Annotated in this window: 15 protein-coding genes, 8 tRNA genes and 1 pseudogene; 22 read left to right on the top strand and 2 right to left on the bottom strand. The window is 58.3% G+C overall.

Annotation, left to right across the window (positions count from 1 at the left end; translation table 11 throughout):
* Positions 1-197 (top strand): transposase (locus ACNPAA_RS17900; RefSeq protein ID WP_162231285.1); only part of this gene is annotated, 197 nt, incomplete at its 5' end.
* A 72-nt stretch (positions 198-269) separates the two neighbouring features.
* Here ACNPAA_RS17900 and ACNPAA_RS17895 read toward each other — a convergent pair.
* Positions 270-1,994, bottom strand: a complete 1,725-nt coding sequence (locus ACNPAA_RS17895) for a proline--tRNA ligase (RefSeq protein ID WP_223919674.1) — start codon at positions 1,992-1,994, stop codon at positions 270-272.
* Positions 1,995-2,131: 137 nt separating this feature from the next.
* Positions 2,132-4,141: pseudogene (locus tag ACNPAA_RS17890) on the bottom strand (methyl-accepting chemotaxis protein).
* Positions 4,142-4,373: 232 nt separating this feature from the next.
* On the opposite strand from ACNPAA_RS17890, the gene ruvA reads away from it, so the two are divergent.
* The 21 genes from ruvA to ACNPAA_RS17785 all read left to right on the top strand — a co-directional run bounded on the left by ruvA (position 4,374) and on the right by ACNPAA_RS17785 (position 16,989).
* On the top strand, positions 4,374-4,988 hold the full coding sequence (gene ruvA / locus ACNPAA_RS17885) for a Holliday junction branch migration protein RuvA (RefSeq protein ID WP_010672867.1): 615 nt from the start codon (positions 4,374-4,376) through the stop codon (positions 4,986-4,988).
* An 8-nt stretch (positions 4,989-4,996) separates the two neighbouring features.
* The gene (ruvB, locus tag ACNPAA_RS17880; protein ID WP_041211014.1) at positions 4,997-6,007 is read left to right on the top strand and encodes a Holliday junction branch migration DNA helicase RuvB; all 1,011 of its coding nucleotides are present in this window, start codon (positions 4,997-4,999) and stop codon (positions 6,005-6,007) included.
* Between the two features lie 940 nt (positions 6,008-6,947).
* A complete protein-coding gene (locus ACNPAA_RS17875) occupies positions 6,948-8,504 on the top strand; it encodes a cytochrome ubiquinol oxidase subunit I (protein WP_010672869.1) in 1,557 nt (518 codons plus the stop codon).
* 12 nt (positions 8,505-8,516) lie between these two features.
* Positions 8,517-9,653, top strand: coding sequence for a cytochrome d ubiquinol oxidase subunit II (gene cydB / locus ACNPAA_RS17870; protein WP_041211015.1), 1,137 nt, complete (start codon positions 8,517-8,519; stop codon positions 9,651-9,653).
* 14 nt (positions 9,654-9,667) lie between these two features.
* A complete protein-coding gene (gene cydX / locus ACNPAA_RS17865; RefSeq protein ID WP_005331536.1) occupies positions 9,668-9,784 on the top strand; it encodes a cytochrome bd-I oxidase subunit CydX in 117 nt (38 codons plus the stop codon).
* The gene (locus ACNPAA_RS17860; RefSeq protein WP_039039483.1) at positions 9,771-10,082 is read left to right on the top strand and encodes a cyd operon YbgE family protein; all 312 of its coding nucleotides are present in this window, start codon (positions 9,771-9,773) and stop codon (positions 10,080-10,082) included. The genes cydX and ACNPAA_RS17860 overlap by 14 nt, the downstream gene beginning before the upstream one ends.
* Positions 10,083-10,368: 286 nt before the next feature.
* The gene (gene ybgC, locus ACNPAA_RS17855) at positions 10,369-10,776 is read left to right on the top strand and encodes a tol-pal system-associated acyl-CoA thioesterase (protein WP_010672872.1); all 408 of its coding nucleotides are present in this window, start codon (positions 10,369-10,371) and stop codon (positions 10,774-10,776) included.
* A 1-nt stretch (position 10,777) separates the two neighbouring features.
* Positions 10,778-11,452, top strand: coding sequence for a protein TolQ (gene tolQ / locus ACNPAA_RS17850; RefSeq protein WP_213320854.1), 675 nt, complete (start codon positions 10,778-10,780; stop codon positions 11,450-11,452).
* Positions 11,452-11,898 carry a protein TolR gene (tolR, locus tag ACNPAA_RS17845; protein ID WP_010672874.1) on the top strand — a complete coding sequence of 149 codons (447 nt, stop codon included), beginning with the start codon at positions 11,452-11,454 and terminating at the stop codon, positions 11,896-11,898. The genes tolQ and tolR overlap by 1 nt, the downstream gene beginning before the upstream one ends.
* Before the next feature lie 5 nt (positions 11,899-11,903).
* Positions 11,904-13,058 carry a cell envelope integrity protein TolA gene (tolA, locus tag ACNPAA_RS17840; RefSeq protein WP_202040225.1) on the top strand — a complete coding sequence of 385 codons (1,155 nt, stop codon included), beginning with the start codon at positions 11,904-11,906 and terminating at the stop codon, positions 13,056-13,058.
* Positions 13,059-13,135: 77 nt separating this feature from the next.
* Complete coding sequence (gene tolB, locus ACNPAA_RS17835) at positions 13,136-14,461, top strand: Tol-Pal system beta propeller repeat protein TolB (RefSeq protein ID WP_041211016.1); 1,326 nt, start codon at positions 13,136-13,138, stop codon at positions 14,459-14,461.
* Positions 14,462-14,509: 48 nt separating this feature from the next.
* Positions 14,510-15,034: a peptidoglycan-associated lipoprotein Pal gene (gene pal, locus ACNPAA_RS17830; RefSeq protein ID WP_010672877.1), complete on the top strand. Its 525-nt coding sequence runs from the start codon at positions 14,510-14,512 to the stop codon at positions 15,032-15,034.
* A 157-nt stretch (positions 15,035-15,191) separates the two neighbouring features.
* Positions 15,192-16,001 carry a tol-pal system protein YbgF gene (gene ybgF, locus ACNPAA_RS17825; RefSeq protein WP_010672878.1) on the top strand — a complete coding sequence of 270 codons (810 nt, stop codon included), beginning with the start codon at positions 15,192-15,194 and terminating at the stop codon, positions 15,999-16,001.
* A gap of 174 nt (positions 16,002-16,175) precedes the next feature.
* Positions 16,176-16,251, top strand: a tRNA-Lys gene (locus tag ACNPAA_RS17820).
* A gap of 32 nt (positions 16,252-16,283) precedes the next feature.
* Positions 16,284-16,359 (top strand) — tRNA-Val (locus tag ACNPAA_RS17815).
* Between the two features lie 48 nt (positions 16,360-16,407).
* A tRNA-Lys gene (locus ACNPAA_RS17810) sits at positions 16,408-16,483 on the top strand.
* 19 nt (positions 16,484-16,502) lie between these two features.
* Positions 16,503-16,578, top strand: a tRNA-Val gene (locus tag ACNPAA_RS17805).
* A 47-nt stretch (positions 16,579-16,625) separates the two neighbouring features.
* Positions 16,626-16,701 (top strand) — tRNA-Lys (locus tag ACNPAA_RS17800).
* 19 nt (positions 16,702-16,720) lie between these two features.
* Positions 16,721-16,796 (top strand) — tRNA-Val (locus tag ACNPAA_RS17795).
* Positions 16,797-16,818: 22 nt separating this feature from the next.
* Positions 16,819-16,894, top strand: a tRNA-Lys gene (locus tag ACNPAA_RS17790).
* Positions 16,895-16,913: 19 nt separating this feature from the next.
* A tRNA-Val gene (locus ACNPAA_RS17785) sits at positions 16,914-16,989 on the top strand.
* The last annotated feature ends 40 nt before the right edge of the window (positions 16,990-17,029 follow it).

The following is a 17,029-nucleotide window of genomic DNA, read 5'->3' as shown; positions in this document are numbered from 1 at the left end:
CGCTGCAACGATTTGGTCGAAATTTATCGAAATATATGCGGGGGATCCTGGCGAGTGCAAACTACCCGATGCACACGAGTGTGCTGGAAGGGGTGAACAACAAGATCAAAGTGATAAAGCGCATGGCATATGGATTTAGGGACTCAGAATACTTTTTTCTGAAAATCAAGGCGGCCTTCCCCGGAAAGCCGCGATGAACCTATAAAAAGCCCCGAGTGCCGTGGCACTCGGGGCTTTCCTATGAAAAGCGAAAGGCGGTGTCGGCGTTATCAGCGACCCAGCTTGGCCTTGAGCATGGCAACGATCTCTTTGATCGCCACTTCCTGCTTCTCGCCGGAGCGGCGGCACTTGTACTCCACCACGCCGTTGTCCAGACCACGGTCACCGATGACGATGGCGTGGGGCACACCGATCAGCTCCATGTCGGCGAACATCACACCCGGGCGCTCTTTACGGTCGTCGAACAGCACGTCCACCCCGGCGGCTTTGAGCTCGGCGTAGAACTGCTGTGCCTGCAGGGCGACGCGCTCGGATTTGTGCATGTTCATCGGCACGATGGCCACTTCGAACGGGGCGATGGCATCCGGCCAGATGATGCCGTACTGGTCGTTGTTCTGCTCGATGGCGGCAGCCACCAGACGGGAAACCCCGATACCGTAGCAACCCATCTCCATGGTGACGGACTTGCCGCCTTCGTTCAGCACGCTCGCCTTCATCGCTTCGGAGTACTTGGTGCCCAACTGGAAGATGTGGCCCACTTCGATACCGCGCTTGAGCAGCAGCTTGCCCTGGCCGCACGGGCTCGGATCACCTTCCACCACGTTGCGCAGGTCGGCAACCTCAAAAGAGGCGATGTCGCGATCCCAGTTGGCACCGGTCAGGTGGAAACCGGTCTCGTTGGCGCCGCAAACAAAATCGCACAGATGGGCGGCGCTGCGATCGACGATGATGCGACCGGCAAAGCCGACCGGGCCGATGGAGCCTGCGTCGCAACCAGCGGCCTCTTTGATCTGCTCGTCATTGGCGAAGGTCAGCGGGTTAGCCACGCCAGAAAGCTTCTCGGCCTTGATTTCGTTCAGCTCGTGGTCGCCACGCAGTACCAGGGCGATGACGGCCTGTTTGCCGTGCTCATCTTCCTCGGCCAGTACCAGCAGGGTCTTGGCGATGGCGGTCGGCGCCACGTTCAGGAAAGCGGCCACTTCGTCGATGGTGTGGACGGCCGGGGTGGCCACCTTGGTCAGGGCTTTGGTTGCGGCAGCGCGCTCGCCAGCCGGTGCCAGGGCTTCGGCCATCTCGATGTTGGCGGCGTAATCGGATGTATCGGAGAAGGCGATCAAGTCTTCACCGCTCTCGGCCAGCACCTGGAATTCGTGGGAGCCGGTGCCCCCGATGGAGCCGGTATCGGCCTGCACCGGGCGGAAGTTCAGACCCATGCGAGTGAAGGCGGTGCAGTAGGCCGCGTGCATCTTCTCATAGGTATCGACCAAGGAGGCCTTGTCGATGTGGAAGGAGTAGGCATCCTTCATCAGGAATTCGCGGCCGCGCATCACGCCGAAACGGGGGCGCACTTCATCGCGGAACTTGGTCTGGATCTGGTACAGATTCAGCGGCAGTTGCTTGTAGCTATTCACTTCGTAACGGACCAGCGCGGTGATCACCTCTTCGTGGGTCGGGCCCAGCACGAAGGGGCGGTTGTGACGGTCGGTCAGGCGGCACAGCTCGGGGCCGTAGTCATCCCAGCGGCCGGACTCCTGCCACAGCTCGGCGGGCTGTACCACCGGCATGGATACTTCGACGGCACCCGCATTGTTCATCTCTTCGCGGACGATGTTTTCAATCTTCTTCAGGACCCGCAGGCCGGTCGGCAGCCAGGCGTACATGCCGGAAGCGAGTTTGCGGATCATCCCGGCGCGCAGCATCAGCTGGTGGCTGACAACTTCAGCGTCGGAGGGGGTTTCCTTGAGAGTGGAAAGCAGATATTGGCTGGTACGCATCGCGGTAGACCTTCGCTAGTTCGGGCGGCTTGGCCCTGGAAAATTTCAAGTGCGGAATTTTAACAGGCGAAGTCCCCCGGCCCAAGGGCTAAATTCAGCGGCACTGGGGGGAGGGCGGGGGCCTTGCCCCGCCCGCACTAGACCCGAAATTGCGACAGTAACTGCTGTTGCTGCTGGCTGGCCTGATGGAGGGAGGAGGCCAGTTGCAGGCACTCCTGGGCTTCCTGTTCGCCCGTCTGGGCCTGCAGGCTGATATCCGAAACCTTGCCCGTGGTGTGTCCCAGGGTGTGGGAGAGCTGGCTGGTCGCCTCTGCTACCTGTTGCACCATGTCGGCGAGTTGATCGATGGCCTCTTCTACCTTGAACAGGATCTGTTTGGTGTTGTCGGAGTCCGCCATACCCGATTCCACGGTTTTCAGGTTGCGTTGCATCATCAGATAGGCCTGCTCTGTCTGCTGCTGGATGCTGTTGATCACGTCCGTTATCTCGGCGCTGGAGGTGGCGGTGCGATTGGCCAGGGTGCGCACCTCGTCGGCCACCACGGCAAAACCGCGTCCCATCTCGCCCGCCCGGGCGGCTTCGATGGCGGCATTGAGTGCCAGCAGGTTGGTCTGCTCCGAAATATTGCTGATGGTGGAGATGATCTGGCCAATCTGCCCTGCCTGCTCCTTGAGGGCATTGATGGCGGTGGCACATTCACCCACCTCCATGACCACCCGCTGCATGCCGGCGGTGGCGGAGGAGACATACTAGCTGCTTTGCGTGGTGAGCTGGCGTACCTCGTTGGCGTTGTGTGCCGCCAGGTTGCAGTTGTCCGAGATGGTGGTGGCCACCTGCACCATCTGCTCGCTGTCGTGGTGCAGCGCCTGGGCATGCGCAGCGGTCTGGCGGCTGCTCTGGCTGATGGCCTGGACCCGGTTGACCGAGGTGTGCACGTGCAGGTTGATGTGCTGGTTGTTGTCCATGGTGGCGCTGATCATCTTCTGCAGCTTCTCGATGAAGCGATCCACGCTGCCGGCCAGGGAGCCAATCTCGTCGTCGCGTGAGAGGTTGATGCGGGCATTGAGATCTCCCTCCCCGGCGGCGATGTCCTGCATGCGCTTGTCGACCTGGAGTAGCGGACGAACAATGGTGCGTACCAGCCAGAAGCCGCAGCAGGTGACGCTCAGCAGGCTGAGCAGCAAGCCCCCCAGGATGAGTCCTCTGGTGTAGTCGATGATGGCGTTGAGCTGGTGAACCTGATCCTCGACGGTGGCGTCCCCCTGGGCCTCGACCTCGACCAGCGCCAGCCTGAGCTGGTCGGCACTGTGTTCGTAACGGGCCAGCTGGTTCTGATAAGCGCTCAAGGCTGTGGTCCATTCACGGATCAGGCGGGCATTGTCGGCTTGCAGGGCACGATACTGGGTGGAGAGCCTTTGGCCTGCAAACTCCCCGTCACCGGGCACATCGAACTGGCCGGTTGCCAGCATGCCGTCAACCGCGTCCTGATAGAAGCGGGTGGCTTGTGCCAGCTCGGCCTGGATGGCAGGAGTAGGGCCTTCGCTCTGCATCTTCTCCAGCGCATAGAGCTGGCGCAAGAATCCGATGTTGGCCTCCATGCCGCCATCGGCCGCCTGCCAGCGGGTCGCGAGGCCGCCGTTCCAGCTGATGGCCTGATCCGGTGAGCGGGTGAGGCTCTCGACGGCCTCGTCACCGATCACCTCCAGCCTGGTCGAGAGGCGTGACATGCGTTCAGAACTGGCGCGCAGCGCCTCATCGGTGCTTGTGAAGGTGCGATAGAGGGTCAGCAGCTGTGCCTGCTCTTGCTGATAGGTCTGCTCATGCTGCTTCAGTGTGGTAATGGCCGCCCCATCGATGAGCCCTCCTTGCTCCACCCGGCGCAAAGCGTCGCTGGCCGCCGCTTTTGCCCGTTGCAGTTCCGGTGCGTCGAGGGGGATCCCCGAGAGCATTTTCTGGATATAGAGCGACTGGTTGCCGAGTTCGATGGAGCCCTCCATGGCACCATCTGCCGTCTGCCAGGCGGCACCCAGGACGTAGGAGAGCAGATCAGCCAGCCGCTGGCTGCCATACCAGCCGATCGCCCCCATGCCCAGGGTGCAGCCGAGCAGAATGGTGAGTCCGAGGTTGGATGTGGTGACGATTTTCATGATTCAAGCCTTCCATGGTGCCGAACAAGACCATTTCAGTGTTCAATCAATGACGAAGATGTGCCATCCCCGATGGAAAATAAAGTGATAGACAGTGTTCTGAACGAGGGAAATGGCCGGGTATGAAGAGCTGGTCATCCCATGATCTGCATGGACCTATGCTGGATACTTATCCAGTTATTCTTTATGCTATGACCCAATTTGCGAGAGTCTGCGTGGCGAGGAAAAGAACATGATCGGTCGCTTGAGAGGCGTCATCATCGAGAAGCAACCCCCCGAGGTGTTGCTGGAAGTCGGAGGGGTGGGATATGAGGTTCATATGCCCATGAGCTGCTTCTATGATCTGCCCGAACTCGGGAAGGAGGCCGTCATTCACACCCACTTCGTGGTGCGTGAAGATGCCCAGCTGCTCTACGGCTTCAACCACAAGCAGGAGCGGGCGCTGTTTCGCGAGCTGATCAAGACCAACGGGGTCGGCCCCAAGCTGGCACTGGCCATTCTCTCCGGCATGACGGCCACCCAGTTTGTGATGAGCGTCGAGCGCGAGGAGATAAGCTCCCTGGTCAAGTTGCCCGGCGTGGGCAAGAAGACCGCCGAGCGCCTGGTGGTGGAGATGAAAGACCGCCTCAAGGGCTGGGTCAGCCACGATCTCTTCTCCCCGGCCGAAATCACCCTGCCCGCGAAAGAGAGCCCGCTGCGTGCCCCGGATGCGAGCGAGGAGGCGGCCAGTGCACTGGTGGCCCTCGGCTACAAGCCGCAGCAGGCCAGCCAGATCGTCAGCAAGGTGGCCGCCGACGGCATGTCGGTAGAGGAGATCATTCGTGAATCCCTGCGCAGCCTGGTGTGAGGTAGACAATGATTGAAGCGGATCGCCTCATCTCGGCCGGTGCCGCCCGTGAGGACGAGATCATCGATCGGGCCATCCGGCCCAGAAAGCTGGCCGATTACACCGGACAGGATCATGTCTGCGATCAGATGGAGATCTTCATCGAGGCCGCCCGCCAGCGCGGGGAGGCCCTCGATCATCTGCTGATCTTCGGGCCTCCCGGCCTTGGCAAGACCACGCTGGCCAACATCGTCGCCAACGAGATGGGGGTCAACATCAAGACCACCTCGGGCCCCGTGCTGGAGAAGGCCGGCGATCTGGCGGCGCTCCTCACCAACCTGGAACCGAACGATGTACTCTTCATCGACGAGATCCACCGTCTCAGCCCGGTGGTGGAGGAGGTGCTCTATCCGGCCATGGAGGACTACCAGCTCGACATCATGATAGGGGAGGGGCCAGCGGCCCGCTCCATCAAGCTCGATCTCCCTCCCTTCACCCTGATCGGTGCCACCACCCGGGCCGGCTCCCTCACCAGCCCCCTGCGTGATCGGTTTGGCATCGTGCAGCGCCTCGAGTTTTACAACGTCAAGGACCTGACCGACATCGTCTCTCGCAGCGCCCGCTGCCTCGGGCTCGACATGACGGAAGACGGCGCTCTCGAGGTAGCCCGTCGCTCCCGGGGGACACCGCGGATTGCTAACCGTTTGTTAAGGCGGGTACGGGATTTTGCCCAGGTGAAGTCTGACGGGCGAATTGACGGACCCATTGCGGCCCGTGCCATGGACATGCTGGATGTGGACAACGAAGGTTTCGACTTCATGGATCGCAAGCTATTGTTGGCCGTCATCGACAAGTTTATGGGGGGGCCCGTCGGGCTCGACAACCTGGCCGCCGCCATCGGTGAGGAGAAGGACACCATAGAAGACGTGCTGGAACCTTATCTGATCCAGCAAGGCTATCTGCAACGTACACCCAGAGGGCGGATCGCAACTCAGAGAGCCTACGCACACTTTGGCCTGGAACGACCGGCAGATCAGTAGACGTTGCGATATGAACCAAAAAGCCGCCCTTGAGGCGGCTTTTTGTTTTGCGGGCAAAAAAAAAGCCCACGGCACAGGCGGTGGGCAAAGACAATTCAGGATGGATGTTCACAGACAGTGAGCGCGTCTGCAGACCGGTCGGGAAAAAACAGAGGAGCCGTCGCGAGGCTTCAGAGTCGGTTCATTTGATAGAGTTGAACGAAAGAAAGCTTGTAGTAACGGATGGTCTTGGCAACAAACTTTTTCATCATTAATCCCAACAAACAGGTTCGAAATGTTCATCGAATACGTACCGGGAACCCGGAATGACCGGCCTGTATTCAGAGGTATGCCCTCACTGCGAGGCGCATTGTAGGAGCTCTTTCCGGGTGGGGCAAACAAGAAAATCTATGGGCTTTTGATTAGATAAACTAATGATTTTGGTGGGGGTGTCAATCCGCATAAACATGTGTTTTTACTGGGTTTAAATTGATTTTTGGATGAGCCTGGCCATTTATTGAAATAATCGAGATGCGAAGGCTTTATTTCCGGGGTTGCGTATTTGTTTAACAGAATTGAAACTATTTTGGTTGGTCATAAAATTGATTTAAATCAATTATTTACGACTTGTCGTTTTTTGTGATGAAGCTCCCATAATTAATGGGGAAAGCCCTATAAGTTACCTTGAAAAAACATGTATTGAGGGTGGTTTTACATTGATTTCAATCAAATAAAGGTGATATAAAACAGCGATCATTATAGGCGGGAATAGAACCCTGGTTATTGTTTATTAGATGTTAAACATTAGCTTTTTTTGTTCCTGTATATTGCCTTGTTGTTAATGTGGTGGCAGTCGAATCCGGTCAGTCCGCGAGGGGTGACCGACCGTTCGGGGACTTCCAATGGAAGCTTTGTCCTTAAAACTTAAAATAGCCGTGCCAATAATCGGTGAGGAAACATCATGATTGCTGAGCATGTGGTAGACCTATCGCGGTTCCAATTTGCTGCGACGGCCCTTTATCACTTCCTGTTTGTACCCTTGACGCTGGGGATGGCCTTCATCCTGGCGATCATGGAGTCTGTCTATGTGATGACCAACAACACAGTGTACCGGGACATGACCAAGTTCTGGGGCAAGTTGTTTGGTATCAACTTTGCCCTCGGGGTTACCACCGGGCTCACCATGGAGTTTCAGTTCGGTACCAACTGGGCTTACTACTCCCACTATGTCGGCGACATCTTCGGGGCCCCGCTGGCCATCGAAGGCTTGATGGCCTTCTTCCTGGAGTCCACCTTCGTCGGTATGTTCTTCTTCGGTTGGGATCGTCTGAGCAAGCGCCAGCACCTGGCGGCTACCTGGCTGATGGCGCTCGGGACCAACCTCTCCGCACTGTGGATCCTGGTCGCCAACGGCTGGATGCAGAACCCGGTGGGTGCCGAGTTCAACTTCGAATCCATGCGCATGGAGATGGTGAGCTTCGCCGACCTGGTGTTCAACCCGGTTGCACAGGTCAAGTTCGTCCACACCGTGGCGGCAGGCTATACCACGGGTGCCATGTTCGTGCTCGGGATCTCCTCCTATTACCTGCTGAAGAATCGTGATGTGGCGTTCGCTCGTCGCTCCTTCGCCATCGCGGCCGCGTTCGGCATGGCCTCCATCCTCTCCGTGCTGGTGCTGGGTGACGAGTCCGGCTACGAGACCGGGGAAGTGCAGAAGGTGAAACTGGCGGCCATCGAGGCCGAGTGGAACACGGAGCCGGCTCCGGCATCCTTCACCCTGTTCGGGATCCCGAATCAGGAGGAGATGCGCACCGACTACGCCATCAAGATCCCCTATGCCCTCGGCATCATCGCCACCCGTTCCCTGGACGGTCAGGTGACTGGTCTCAAGGATCTCAAGAGCGAGCATGAGCTGCGCGTGCGCAACGGCATGACCGCCTACGACCTGCTGACCAAGCTGCAATCCGGTGACAAGTCCGACGATACCCGCGCCCGCTTCGACGAAGTGAAGCAGGATCTGGGCTACGGTCTGCTGCTCAAGCGTTACACCCCCAACGTGACCGACGCCACCGACGAGCAGATCAAGGCCGCCGTGGATGACTCCATCCCGCAGGTACTGCCGCTGTTCTTCGCCTTCCGCATCATGGTCGCCTGCGGCATCCTGATGCTGGTGCTGATCGGTCTGGCCTTCTATGACAGCACCCGCCACAAGATCGGCGAGCGCAAGTGGCTGCTCAAGGCGCTGCTGTACGGCATTCCGCTGCCCTGGATCGCCATCGAGGCGGGCTGGTTTGTCGCTGAATATGGTCGTCAACCCTGGACCATCGCCGAGATGCTGCCGACTTATGTCTCTGCATCCAACATTCCTGCGTCCGAGATCTGGTTCTCTCTGATCGGGATCTTCCTGTTCTACACCGTACTGCTGATCATCGAGATGTACCTGATGTTCAAGTATGCGCGCCTGGGCCCAAGCAGCCTGAAGACGGGCAAGTACCACTTCGAACAGAGCAAGGCATAAGGAGAGTGACCCATGTTTGATTACGAACTGTTGCGTCTGGTCTGGTGGGTGCTGGTCGGCGTGCTGCTGATCGGGTTTGCCATCACCGACGGTTTCGATATGGGGGTGGGCGCCCTGCTCCCCTTCGTCGGCAAGAAGGATGTGGAGCGTCGCGTGATGCTCAACACCATGGGGCCGCATTGGGAAGGCAACCAGGTCTGGCTGGTGACCGCCGGTGGCGCCCTGTTCGCCGCCTGGCCCATGGTCTATGCGGCGGCCTTCTCCGGCTTCTACATCGCCATGATCCTGACCCTGATGGCGCTGTTCTTCCGTCCGGTCGGCTTCAAGTACCGCTCCCTGCAGGAAGATGCCAAGTGGCGCTCCAACTGGGACTGGGCTCTGTTTGCCGGTAGCGCCATTCCCCCTGTCATCTTCGGGGTGGCGTTCGGCAACCTGCTGCAAGGTGTACCGTTCAGCTTCAACCAGTTCCTGATGATGACCTATCACGGCAACTTCTTCGGTCTGCTCAATCCGTTCGGTCTGCTGGCCGGTCTGGTGAGCCTCTTCATGATCATCACTCAGGGTGCAACCTGGCTGATGATGAAGACCGAAGGTGAAGTGCTGGCGCGCTCTCGCACCGCCGCCATGATCTTCTCCCTGCTGACCCTGGTGCTGTTCGCCCTGGCCGGTGTCTGGGTGAGCGGCATGGATGGTTATGTGATTGTGGGCTCCGTCGCCACCGACGCCGTCACCAACCCCCTTCACAAGGAAGTGGTGGTGCAGGCCGGTGCCTGGATGCAGAACTACAACCTCTATCCCTGGATGATTGCCGCACCCGTGCTGGGTCTGGTGATGTGTCTGCTGACCGCCGTGGCGGCCAAGCTGGACAAGGGTTGGGTGGCGTTCCTGTTCTCCTCCTTAGGCATCGCCGGCATCATCCTGACCGCGGGCTTCTCCATGTTCCCGTTCGTGATGCCTTCGAGCCTCGAGCCGTCCCAGAGCCTGACCATGTGGGATTCCACCGCCTCCTTCAACACCCTCAAGGTGATGACGGTAGTCGCAGTCGTCTTCGTGCCGACCGTGCTGGCTTACACCATCTGGACCTACATCAAGATGTTCGGCCGGGTGAGTAACAAGCACATCGAAGACAACCAACAATCGCTCTACTAAGAAGGTGCCCTGATATGTGGTATTTCACCTGGATCCTGGGGCTGCTGCTGGCCTGTGCGTTTGGGATTATCAATGCGCTCTGGCTGGAGCACACCGAGAACCTGGATCGTCAGATTGATGAAGACAAGTGACAGGCTCGCCCGGCTGGCCGCTCCTCTGGAGCGCCAGCCATGGCAAGGTCTGATGCTGCTGGCGGCGGCCCTGCTGGCTGTCGCCATCTTGCAGGCGCCCAACCTGGTCGCGGCCAACACCAGTGAGCACGGCCTCTGGCTTGCACCCTGGCTGATGTGGGCGGTCTGTTGCGGTGTCATGCATGGACTGGGGTTTCACCCGCGCAGCCTGGTGGGTCGCGTGCTGTTCTTCCCCTGGCTCGCCCTGCCCAGCCTGCTCTGCGGGCTCTGGCTGACCAGCAGCTACTACCTGCCATAAATGATGAAGGAGGTCGGCATCAGCCCACCTCCTTCTTCTTTTTTGAGGGGCGTGCCGTCGCCCGGTCAGAGCGACAGAACCTCGCTCGTCACGCCGCTCGCAGCCACTGCTCTTGTCCGCTTTTCTTGCGATGCTGACAGCCCTGTGGTCTTCGGCCTGTCGGCGCCGCAGCACGCCATAAAAAACAGGGGGAGAGGGGATTTCCCTGCCTCCCCCTGCTTCTTTCCTATTCAGCCCTGCGCTATGATAGCCCCCCATCTGACTGTCGAATGGATCACAGATTTTTATGGGGGAAGTCTCTGAGTTTCCGGTGCGTGTCTACTACGAAGACACGGATGCCGGAGGCATCGTCTACAACGCCAATTATCTCAAGTTTATGGAACGGGCCCGCACCGAATTCCTGCGCGCAGGCGGCATCGAACAGGATGTCCTGCTGCAGGCGGGGATCGCGTTTGTGGTGAGTCGCACCGAAATCGACTTCCGCGCGGCTGCCCGCTTCAATGAACTGCTGACCGTAATGACGCAAGTAACTGAGGTGAAACGCGCTTCCATGCGTTTTTCACAGCAGATCCTGGCGGCTGATGGACGGCTGATCACTCAGGCCATGGTACAGATCGCCTGTGTCAGCCATCCGCAAATGAAACCTGTTGCAATACCTGAAAAAATCAAGGGAGTGCTGTTAAGTGCACGCTGAAATTTCGTTTATTGGCCTGTTCTGGCAAGCCAGTCTGTTGGTGAAACTGGTCATGATGACCCTGATGGGCATGTCGGTCGTCTCCTGGGCGCTGATCATCCAGCGCTCCAAGGCCATCAAGGCGGCCAACCTCGCTTCGGAGCAGTTTGAAGACAGATTCTGGTCCGGGGTCGACCTCAATCGTCTCTACCAGGAGTCCTCCTCCCGTCGTGACGACATCGAAGGCATGGAAGACATCTTCTACTCCGGCTTCAAGGAGTATGCCCGCCTGCTCAAGGCCGGTGCCCGCGGTCAGGATGCGGTGATGGACGGTACCTATCGTGCCATGCGCGTCTCCCTGTCCCGTGCAGTGGACGATCTCGAGTCCAACCTGCCGGTCTTGGCGACCATCGGCTCCATCAGCCCCTATATCGGTCTGTTCGGTACCGTCTGGGGGATCATGAACGCCTTTATCGCTCTGGGTCAGGTTCAGCAGGCGACCCTGCAGATGGTGGCACCGGGTATCGCGGAGGCTCTGATCGCCACCGCCATGGGTCTGTTTGCCGCCATCCCGGCCGTTATCTTCTACAACCGCTTCACCAACAAGGTCGAACGGCTGGAAAACGCCTACGCCAACTTCATGGACGAGTTCACCACCATTCTGAACCGCCAAATCGCACAGCAGGGTGAGAAGTAATGCAAACCTATCAGCGGCTCAAACGCAAGAAGGTCGCCGAGATCAACGTGGTGCCCTATATCGACGTCATGCTGGTGCTGCTCATCATCTTCATGGCGGTCACGCCCGTGATCACGCAGGGGGTCAAGGTCGACCTGCCCCAGGCGGAGTCCGAGCAGTTGCCGGAAGACTCCAAGCCGCCTTTCATCGTCAGCGTCAATACCGAGGGTGAGTACGTCATCAAGGCCGGCGAGGCGGATGACGAACCCGTACCGAGCGGCACCCCCGAGGCGATGCAGCAGTACATCACCGAGAAGGCCATGGGCTATCTGGCCATCAACCAGAACGCGCCCGTGGTGGTCGCCGGCGACAAGTCCGTGCGCTACGAGGAGGTGATCCTGCTGATGGTGGCCCTCAAGAAAGCCGGTGTGCCTCAGGTTGGTCTGATGACGGATCCGGTGAACTGACGGAGATGGATGTGAAGCGTGGTATTTCCGGTTATCTCGTCGCGTCGCTGCTGCTGCATCTGATCATCGGCATCATCCTGCTGGTCGGTGTCGACTTCAGCAAACCCAAGCGCCCCGAGTCCAAGGGACAGATCGTCAATGCGGTCATGATGGACAGCGAAATGCTGGAGCAGCAGATGCAGCAAGTCCAGCAGCAGAAGCAGGCCCAGCCCAAGGCTGCACAGCAGCAGAAGGACAAGGAAGACGCTGAGCGCGTCAAACGCGAGCTGGCACAGGAGCAGGAGCGTCTGCGTATCGCCGAGACCAAGCGCAAGCAGGCCGAAGAGGCGACCCGCAAGGCCGAAGCCGACAAGCAGAAGAAAGAGGCTGAACAGAAGCAGGCGGAAGAGAAGGCCCAGAAAGCCGAGGAAGCCCGCAAGCTGGAAGAGCAGAAGACCAAGAAGGCCGAAGCCGAACGCAAGGCGGCGGAAGAGGCCAAGGCGCTGGCGCTCAAGAAGAAAAAAGAAGAGCTGGAGAAGAAGCAGGCTGAAGAGAAGGCCAAGGCGGAAGAGGCCAAAGCCAAGAAAGCGGAAGCCGAGAAGAAGGCCAAGGCCGAAGCCGAGAAAAAGGCGAAGGCGGAAGCCGAGAAAAAGGCGAAGGCGGAAGCCGAGAAGAAAGCCAAGGCCGAGGCCGAGAAGAAGGCGAAGGAAGAGGCTGACAAGAAGGCAAAAGCTGACGCAGAGAAGAAGGCGAAGGCCGAGGCTGACAGAAAGGCCAAGATTGAGGCGGAGCGCAAGCGCAAGGCGGCCGAAGAGGCCAAGTTGCAAAAAGAGATGGAAGCCATGATGGAGCAGCAGCTGGCCGCCGAGGCCAATGCGCGCAGTCAGGCAGCATCGGCAGCCGCCAAGGGCGAGGTCGACAAGTATGCCGCCCTCATCAAGGCCACGGTCGAGCGCTACATGATTTTGGATCCCACCATGCGGGGCAAAACATGTACTATCGGTGTCAAGTTGGCCAGTAGCGGCTTCGTCATCTCGGTGGACAACGGTCAGGGTGATCCGGCGGTCTGCCGCTCCGGCAAGGCGGCGGTGCTGAAGGCCAACCAGTTGCCGGTGCCGAAGGATCCGGCGGCATTCGAATTGATGAAGGAGCTACGCCTTCAGCTAGCGCCAACGATTTAAGAGAGTGTTTCTGCTTTGATTGGCAAAGGTTGTTGATCAGAGAACTGAGTCTCAAATTGGAACTGAGAGTTTAAGCCATGATAAGAAAAGTGTTTTTTGCTTTGGTTGGCTGTTTGTTGCTGGGCCAGAGTGCTCAGGCGGCCTTGGACATCGTCATCACCGGCGGTATCGACAGTGCACGTCCCATCGCCATCGCTCCCTTCAAGTGGGAGGGCAATGGCCAGTTGCCGCAGGATATCGCGGAAGTGGTCTCCAACGACCTGATGCGCAGCGGCAAGTTCAAGCCGCTGGCCCGTGGCCAGATGCCGCAGACGCCGAGCTCCAGCGGCGAGATCAACTTCGCACCCTGGGCTTCCCAGGGAGTCGAAGCCGTGGTGGTCGGCTCCATCGCCGCCGTGGGTGATGGCACCTACAAGATCAACTTCGAGCTGGTCGACGTCCTGAAAGGCCAACTGGCCAAGACCCAGGGCGGTGAAGCGAACGGTTACATCCTGGACAGCCGCATGGCGACCATCCCGGGTGCCCAGATGCGCCAGTTTGCCCACCGCATCTCCGACATCGTCTACGAGCGTCTGACCGGTGAGCGTGGTGCCTTCCTGACTCGTCTGGCCTATGTCTCCGTGCAGCAGGGCACCCAGTTCCCGTATCAGCTGCGGATCTCCGACTACGACGGCTACAACGAGAAGACTCTGCTGCGCTCCCGTGAACCCCTGATGTCCCCGGCCTGGTCGCCGGATGGCAGCAAGCTGGCTTACGTGAGCTTCGAGAACCAGAAGTCCGAGATCTATGTGCAGGACATCTACACCCAGCAGCGCAGTCTGATCACCAGCTTCCGTGGCATCAACGGTGCGCCGGAGTGGTCTCCGGATGGTCGTCGTTTGGCTATTGTTCTGTCCAAAGATGGGCAGCCTGACATCTATGTCGTTGATGTTGCTAGCAAGCAACTCACTCGAGTCACAAATAACCGCACCATCGACACCGAACCCTCCTGGATGCCGGACGGTCAAACTTTGCTGTTCACCTCTGAACGTGGTGGCAAACCCCAGATTTATAGCGTAAATTTGGCGACTGGCATGACTCGCCGGATGACCTGGGAAGGGGATTCCAACCAGGGGGCATCCATCACACCGGACGGCAAGTCCATGGTGATGGTGACCCGGGTTCAGGGACAATATCGCATCGCTCGCCAGGATATGGAAAATGGAGCCATGCTGGTACTGACCCAGAGTGCTCTGGATGAATCGCCAAGTGTGGCTCCCAATGGCAGCATGATCATTTATGCCACCATCTATCAGGGTCGTAAGAGTCTTGCATTGGTGTCGACCGACGGTCGCTTCAAGGCAGTGCTTCCGACCAGTAGCGGTGAAATTCGTGCACCAGCTTGGTCGCCCTTCTTGAATTGATAAAAATCGATTGTTTTTTGTTTTGTTATAAAGGTTTAAGGAAATAGCATGCAACTCAATAAACTGCTCAAGGGTCTGGCCATCGCACTGCCACTGTTCACCCTGGCTGCCTGTAGCTCCTCTTCCGACTCCGACGCCGCTGGCGCCGAGTCCGGCATGACCGACGGCATGGGCGGTGTACAAACCGGCGGCGCCAACGGCATGTTGTCCCCGGAAGAGCAGATGCGTCAGAAGTTCGAAGCGCTGCAACGCGACAACGTGATCTACTTCCCGTACGATGGTTACGACATTCAGGGTCAGTACGCCGACCTGCTGGATGCCCACGCCAGCTACCTGCGTGAACGTCCGAGCGTCAAGGTACTGATCGAAGGCCACGCCGACGAGCGCGGTACGCCGGAATACAACATCGCGCTGGGTGAGCGTCGTGCCAAGGCTGTTGCCAAGTATCTGCAAACCCTGGGTGTGCAGGCCGAGCAGCTCTCCATCGTCAGCTATGGCGAAGAGAAGCCGCTGGATCTGTCCCACACCGAGGAAGCCTTTGCCAAGAACCGCCGTGCGGTCCTGGTTTACTAAGGTTTGAGTCGAACGAAGTTCGTTTATATGCAAGCGGCCATTTCGATGGCCGTTTTATTTGCACTAAACGTTAAGGTTTGATCCGAATGAAATCTGTATCAGCGAGCGACTATGCGCTGACCGTTTTATTTGCACTAAACGCTAAGGTTTGATCCGAATGAAATCTGTGTACAAGCAAGCTGGTGTTGCGCTGGCCGTGTTGGTTGCTTTGAATGCGCAAGCGGCGGCACCCGTGAGCGATCTGAGCGGGGATTCTGGCAGCAGCGGCGTGGTGCTGAGCGGCAACAATGGTGCCATCGTACCGACCGGCAGCCTGGAAGACCGGGTTGCTCTGCTGGAGCGTACCCTCAATGCCCGTCTGCGTCTGCAGGCCGAATTGCAGCAACAGGTCGACTCCCTGCAAGGGGAGGTCTCCGAGCTGCGTGGTCAGCTGGAACAGCAGACCTACCAGATGGAGCAGTCCCAGGAGCGCCAGCGCCAACTCTACCAAGAGCTCGACAAGGTGGCCAACAGCCAGCCAGCCGCCACGCCCGCAACACCTGCTGCAGGTGCTGCAACGCCTCCTGCCGCGGCTGCCAACTACTCCACCAACCAGGATGAGAACCAGGCTTACGACGCGGCCGTGAACATGGTGCTCAAGGAGAAGAACTATGACAAGGCCATTCCTGCCTTCGAAGGGTTCATCAAGCAGTTCCCGAACTCCAGCTATGTTCCCAATGCCCACTACTGGCTCGGCCAGCTGATGTTCAACAAGGGCGACAGGGCGGGGGCCGCGAGCCAGTTCTCCACGGTGGCGAACAAATACAGCAAGTCACCCAAGCGGGCCGATGCCCTGCTGAAACTCGGCATGCTCGCCCAGCTTGACGGCAAAAAAGCAGAGGCCAAGGCCTTCTATGAGCAGGTGATCAAGGGTTACCCCAACACCTCGCCGGCCCAGCTGGCCAAACAGAGTCTGGCCAAGCTGTGACATTGCTGCATGTCACTGTTTTCGTAACACTCTTGTAAATACCGCCGTGCTTTGTATGCGCAGTGAACAATCAGATTTAATTTAAGATTTTTCTATTGCGCCAGGATGATAAATCCGTAATATAGGCCGCCGTCAGAGCCGGAGCAGTAATGCAGTCGGCACTGGTCGTGGTGAGGGTCGTTAGCTCAGTCGGTAGAGCAGTTGACTTTTAATCAATTGGTCGCTGGTTCGAATCCAGCACGACCCACCATTTCTTCACAGCAGGTGAAGACAATATTCCCAGGTCGTTTAGCTCAGCTGGGAGAGCACCTCCCTTACAAGGAGGGGGTCACTGGTTCGAGCCCAGTAACGACCACCATGTTGTAACGCTGGCCGCCACATGCGGTTGGTGAAAAGTTCAGGATGTGGGTCGTTAGCTCAGTCGGTAGAGCAGTTGACTCTTAATCAATTGGTCGTAGGTTCGAACCCTACACGACCCACCACTCTGAACACAGAATCCCAGGTCGTTTAGCTCAGCTGGGAGAGCACCTCCCTTACAAGGAGGGGGTCACTGGTTCGAGCCCAGTAACGACCACCATGTTGTAACGCTGGCCGCCCATGCGGCTGGTGAAAGGTTCAGGATGTGGGTCGTTAGCTCAGTCGGTAGAGCAGTTGACTCTTAATCAATTGGTCGTAGGTTCGAACCCTACACGACCCACCACTCTGAACATTGAATCCCAGGTCGTTTAGCTCAGCTGGGAGAGCACCTCCCTTACAAGGAGGGGGTCACTGGTTCGAGCCCAGTAACGACCACCATGCTTTAAAAAATGATTTCGATGGGTCGTTAGCTCAGTCGGTAGAGCAGTTGACTTTTAATCAATTGGTCGCTGGTTCGAATCCAGCACGACCCACCATCATTTCAGTCATATCCCAGGTCGTTTAGCTCAGCTGGGAGAGCACCTCCCTTACAAGGAGGGGGTCACTGGTTCGAGCCCAGTAACGACCACCATGCTTTAAAAAATGATTTCGATGGGTCGTTAGCTCAGTCG

Origin of the sequence: Aeromonas sp. PS2Canimalfood6 (genome assembly GCF_048276795.1) — a bacterium.
Taxonomy (GTDB): Bacteria; Pseudomonadota; Gammaproteobacteria; order Enterobacterales; family Aeromonadaceae; genus Aeromonas; species Aeromonas caviae.
Note: the sequence above shows the minus strand (reverse complement) of the source record. Positions and strands in the feature narration are given on the sequence as shown.

Coding starts and splice junctions, on each gene's coding strand:
- ACNPAA_RS17895 (WP_223919674.1), bottom strand. CDS start 1,994: ATGCGTACCAGCCAATATCTGCTTTCCACTCTCAAGGAAACCCCCTCC.
- ruvA (WP_010672867.1), top strand. CDS start 4,374: ATGATCGGTCGCTTGAGAGGCGTCATCATCGAGAAGCAACCCCCCGAG.
- ruvB (WP_041211014.1), top strand. CDS start 4,997: ATGATTGAAGCGGATCGCCTCATCTCGGCCGGTGCCGCCCGTGAGGAC.
- ACNPAA_RS17875 (WP_010672869.1), top strand. CDS start 6,948: ATGATTGCTGAGCATGTGGTAGACCTATCGCGGTTCCAATTTGCTGCG.
- cydB (WP_041211015.1), top strand. CDS start 8,517: ATGTTTGATTACGAACTGTTGCGTCTGGTCTGGTGGGTGCTGGTCGGC.
- cydX (WP_005331536.1), top strand. CDS start 9,668: ATGTGGTATTTCACCTGGATCCTGGGGCTGCTGCTGGCCTGTGCGTTT.
- ACNPAA_RS17860 (WP_039039483.1), top strand. CDS start 9,771: ATGAAGACAAGTGACAGGCTCGCCCGGCTGGCCGCTCCTCTGGAGCGC.
- ybgC (WP_010672872.1), top strand. CDS start 10,369: ATGGGGGAAGTCTCTGAGTTTCCGGTGCGTGTCTACTACGAAGACACG.
- tolR (WP_010672874.1), top strand. CDS start 11,452: ATGCAAACCTATCAGCGGCTCAAACGCAAGAAGGTCGCCGAGATCAAC.
- tolA (WP_202040225.1), top strand. CDS start 11,904: ATGGATGTGAAGCGTGGTATTTCCGGTTATCTCGTCGCGTCGCTGCTG.
- tolB (WP_041211016.1), top strand. CDS start 13,136: ATGATAAGAAAAGTGTTTTTTGCTTTGGTTGGCTGTTTGTTGCTGGGC.
- pal (WP_010672877.1), top strand. CDS start 14,510: ATGCAACTCAATAAACTGCTCAAGGGTCTGGCCATCGCACTGCCACTG.
- ybgF (WP_010672878.1), top strand. CDS start 15,192: ATGAAATCTGTGTACAAGCAAGCTGGTGTTGCGCTGGCCGTGTTGGTT.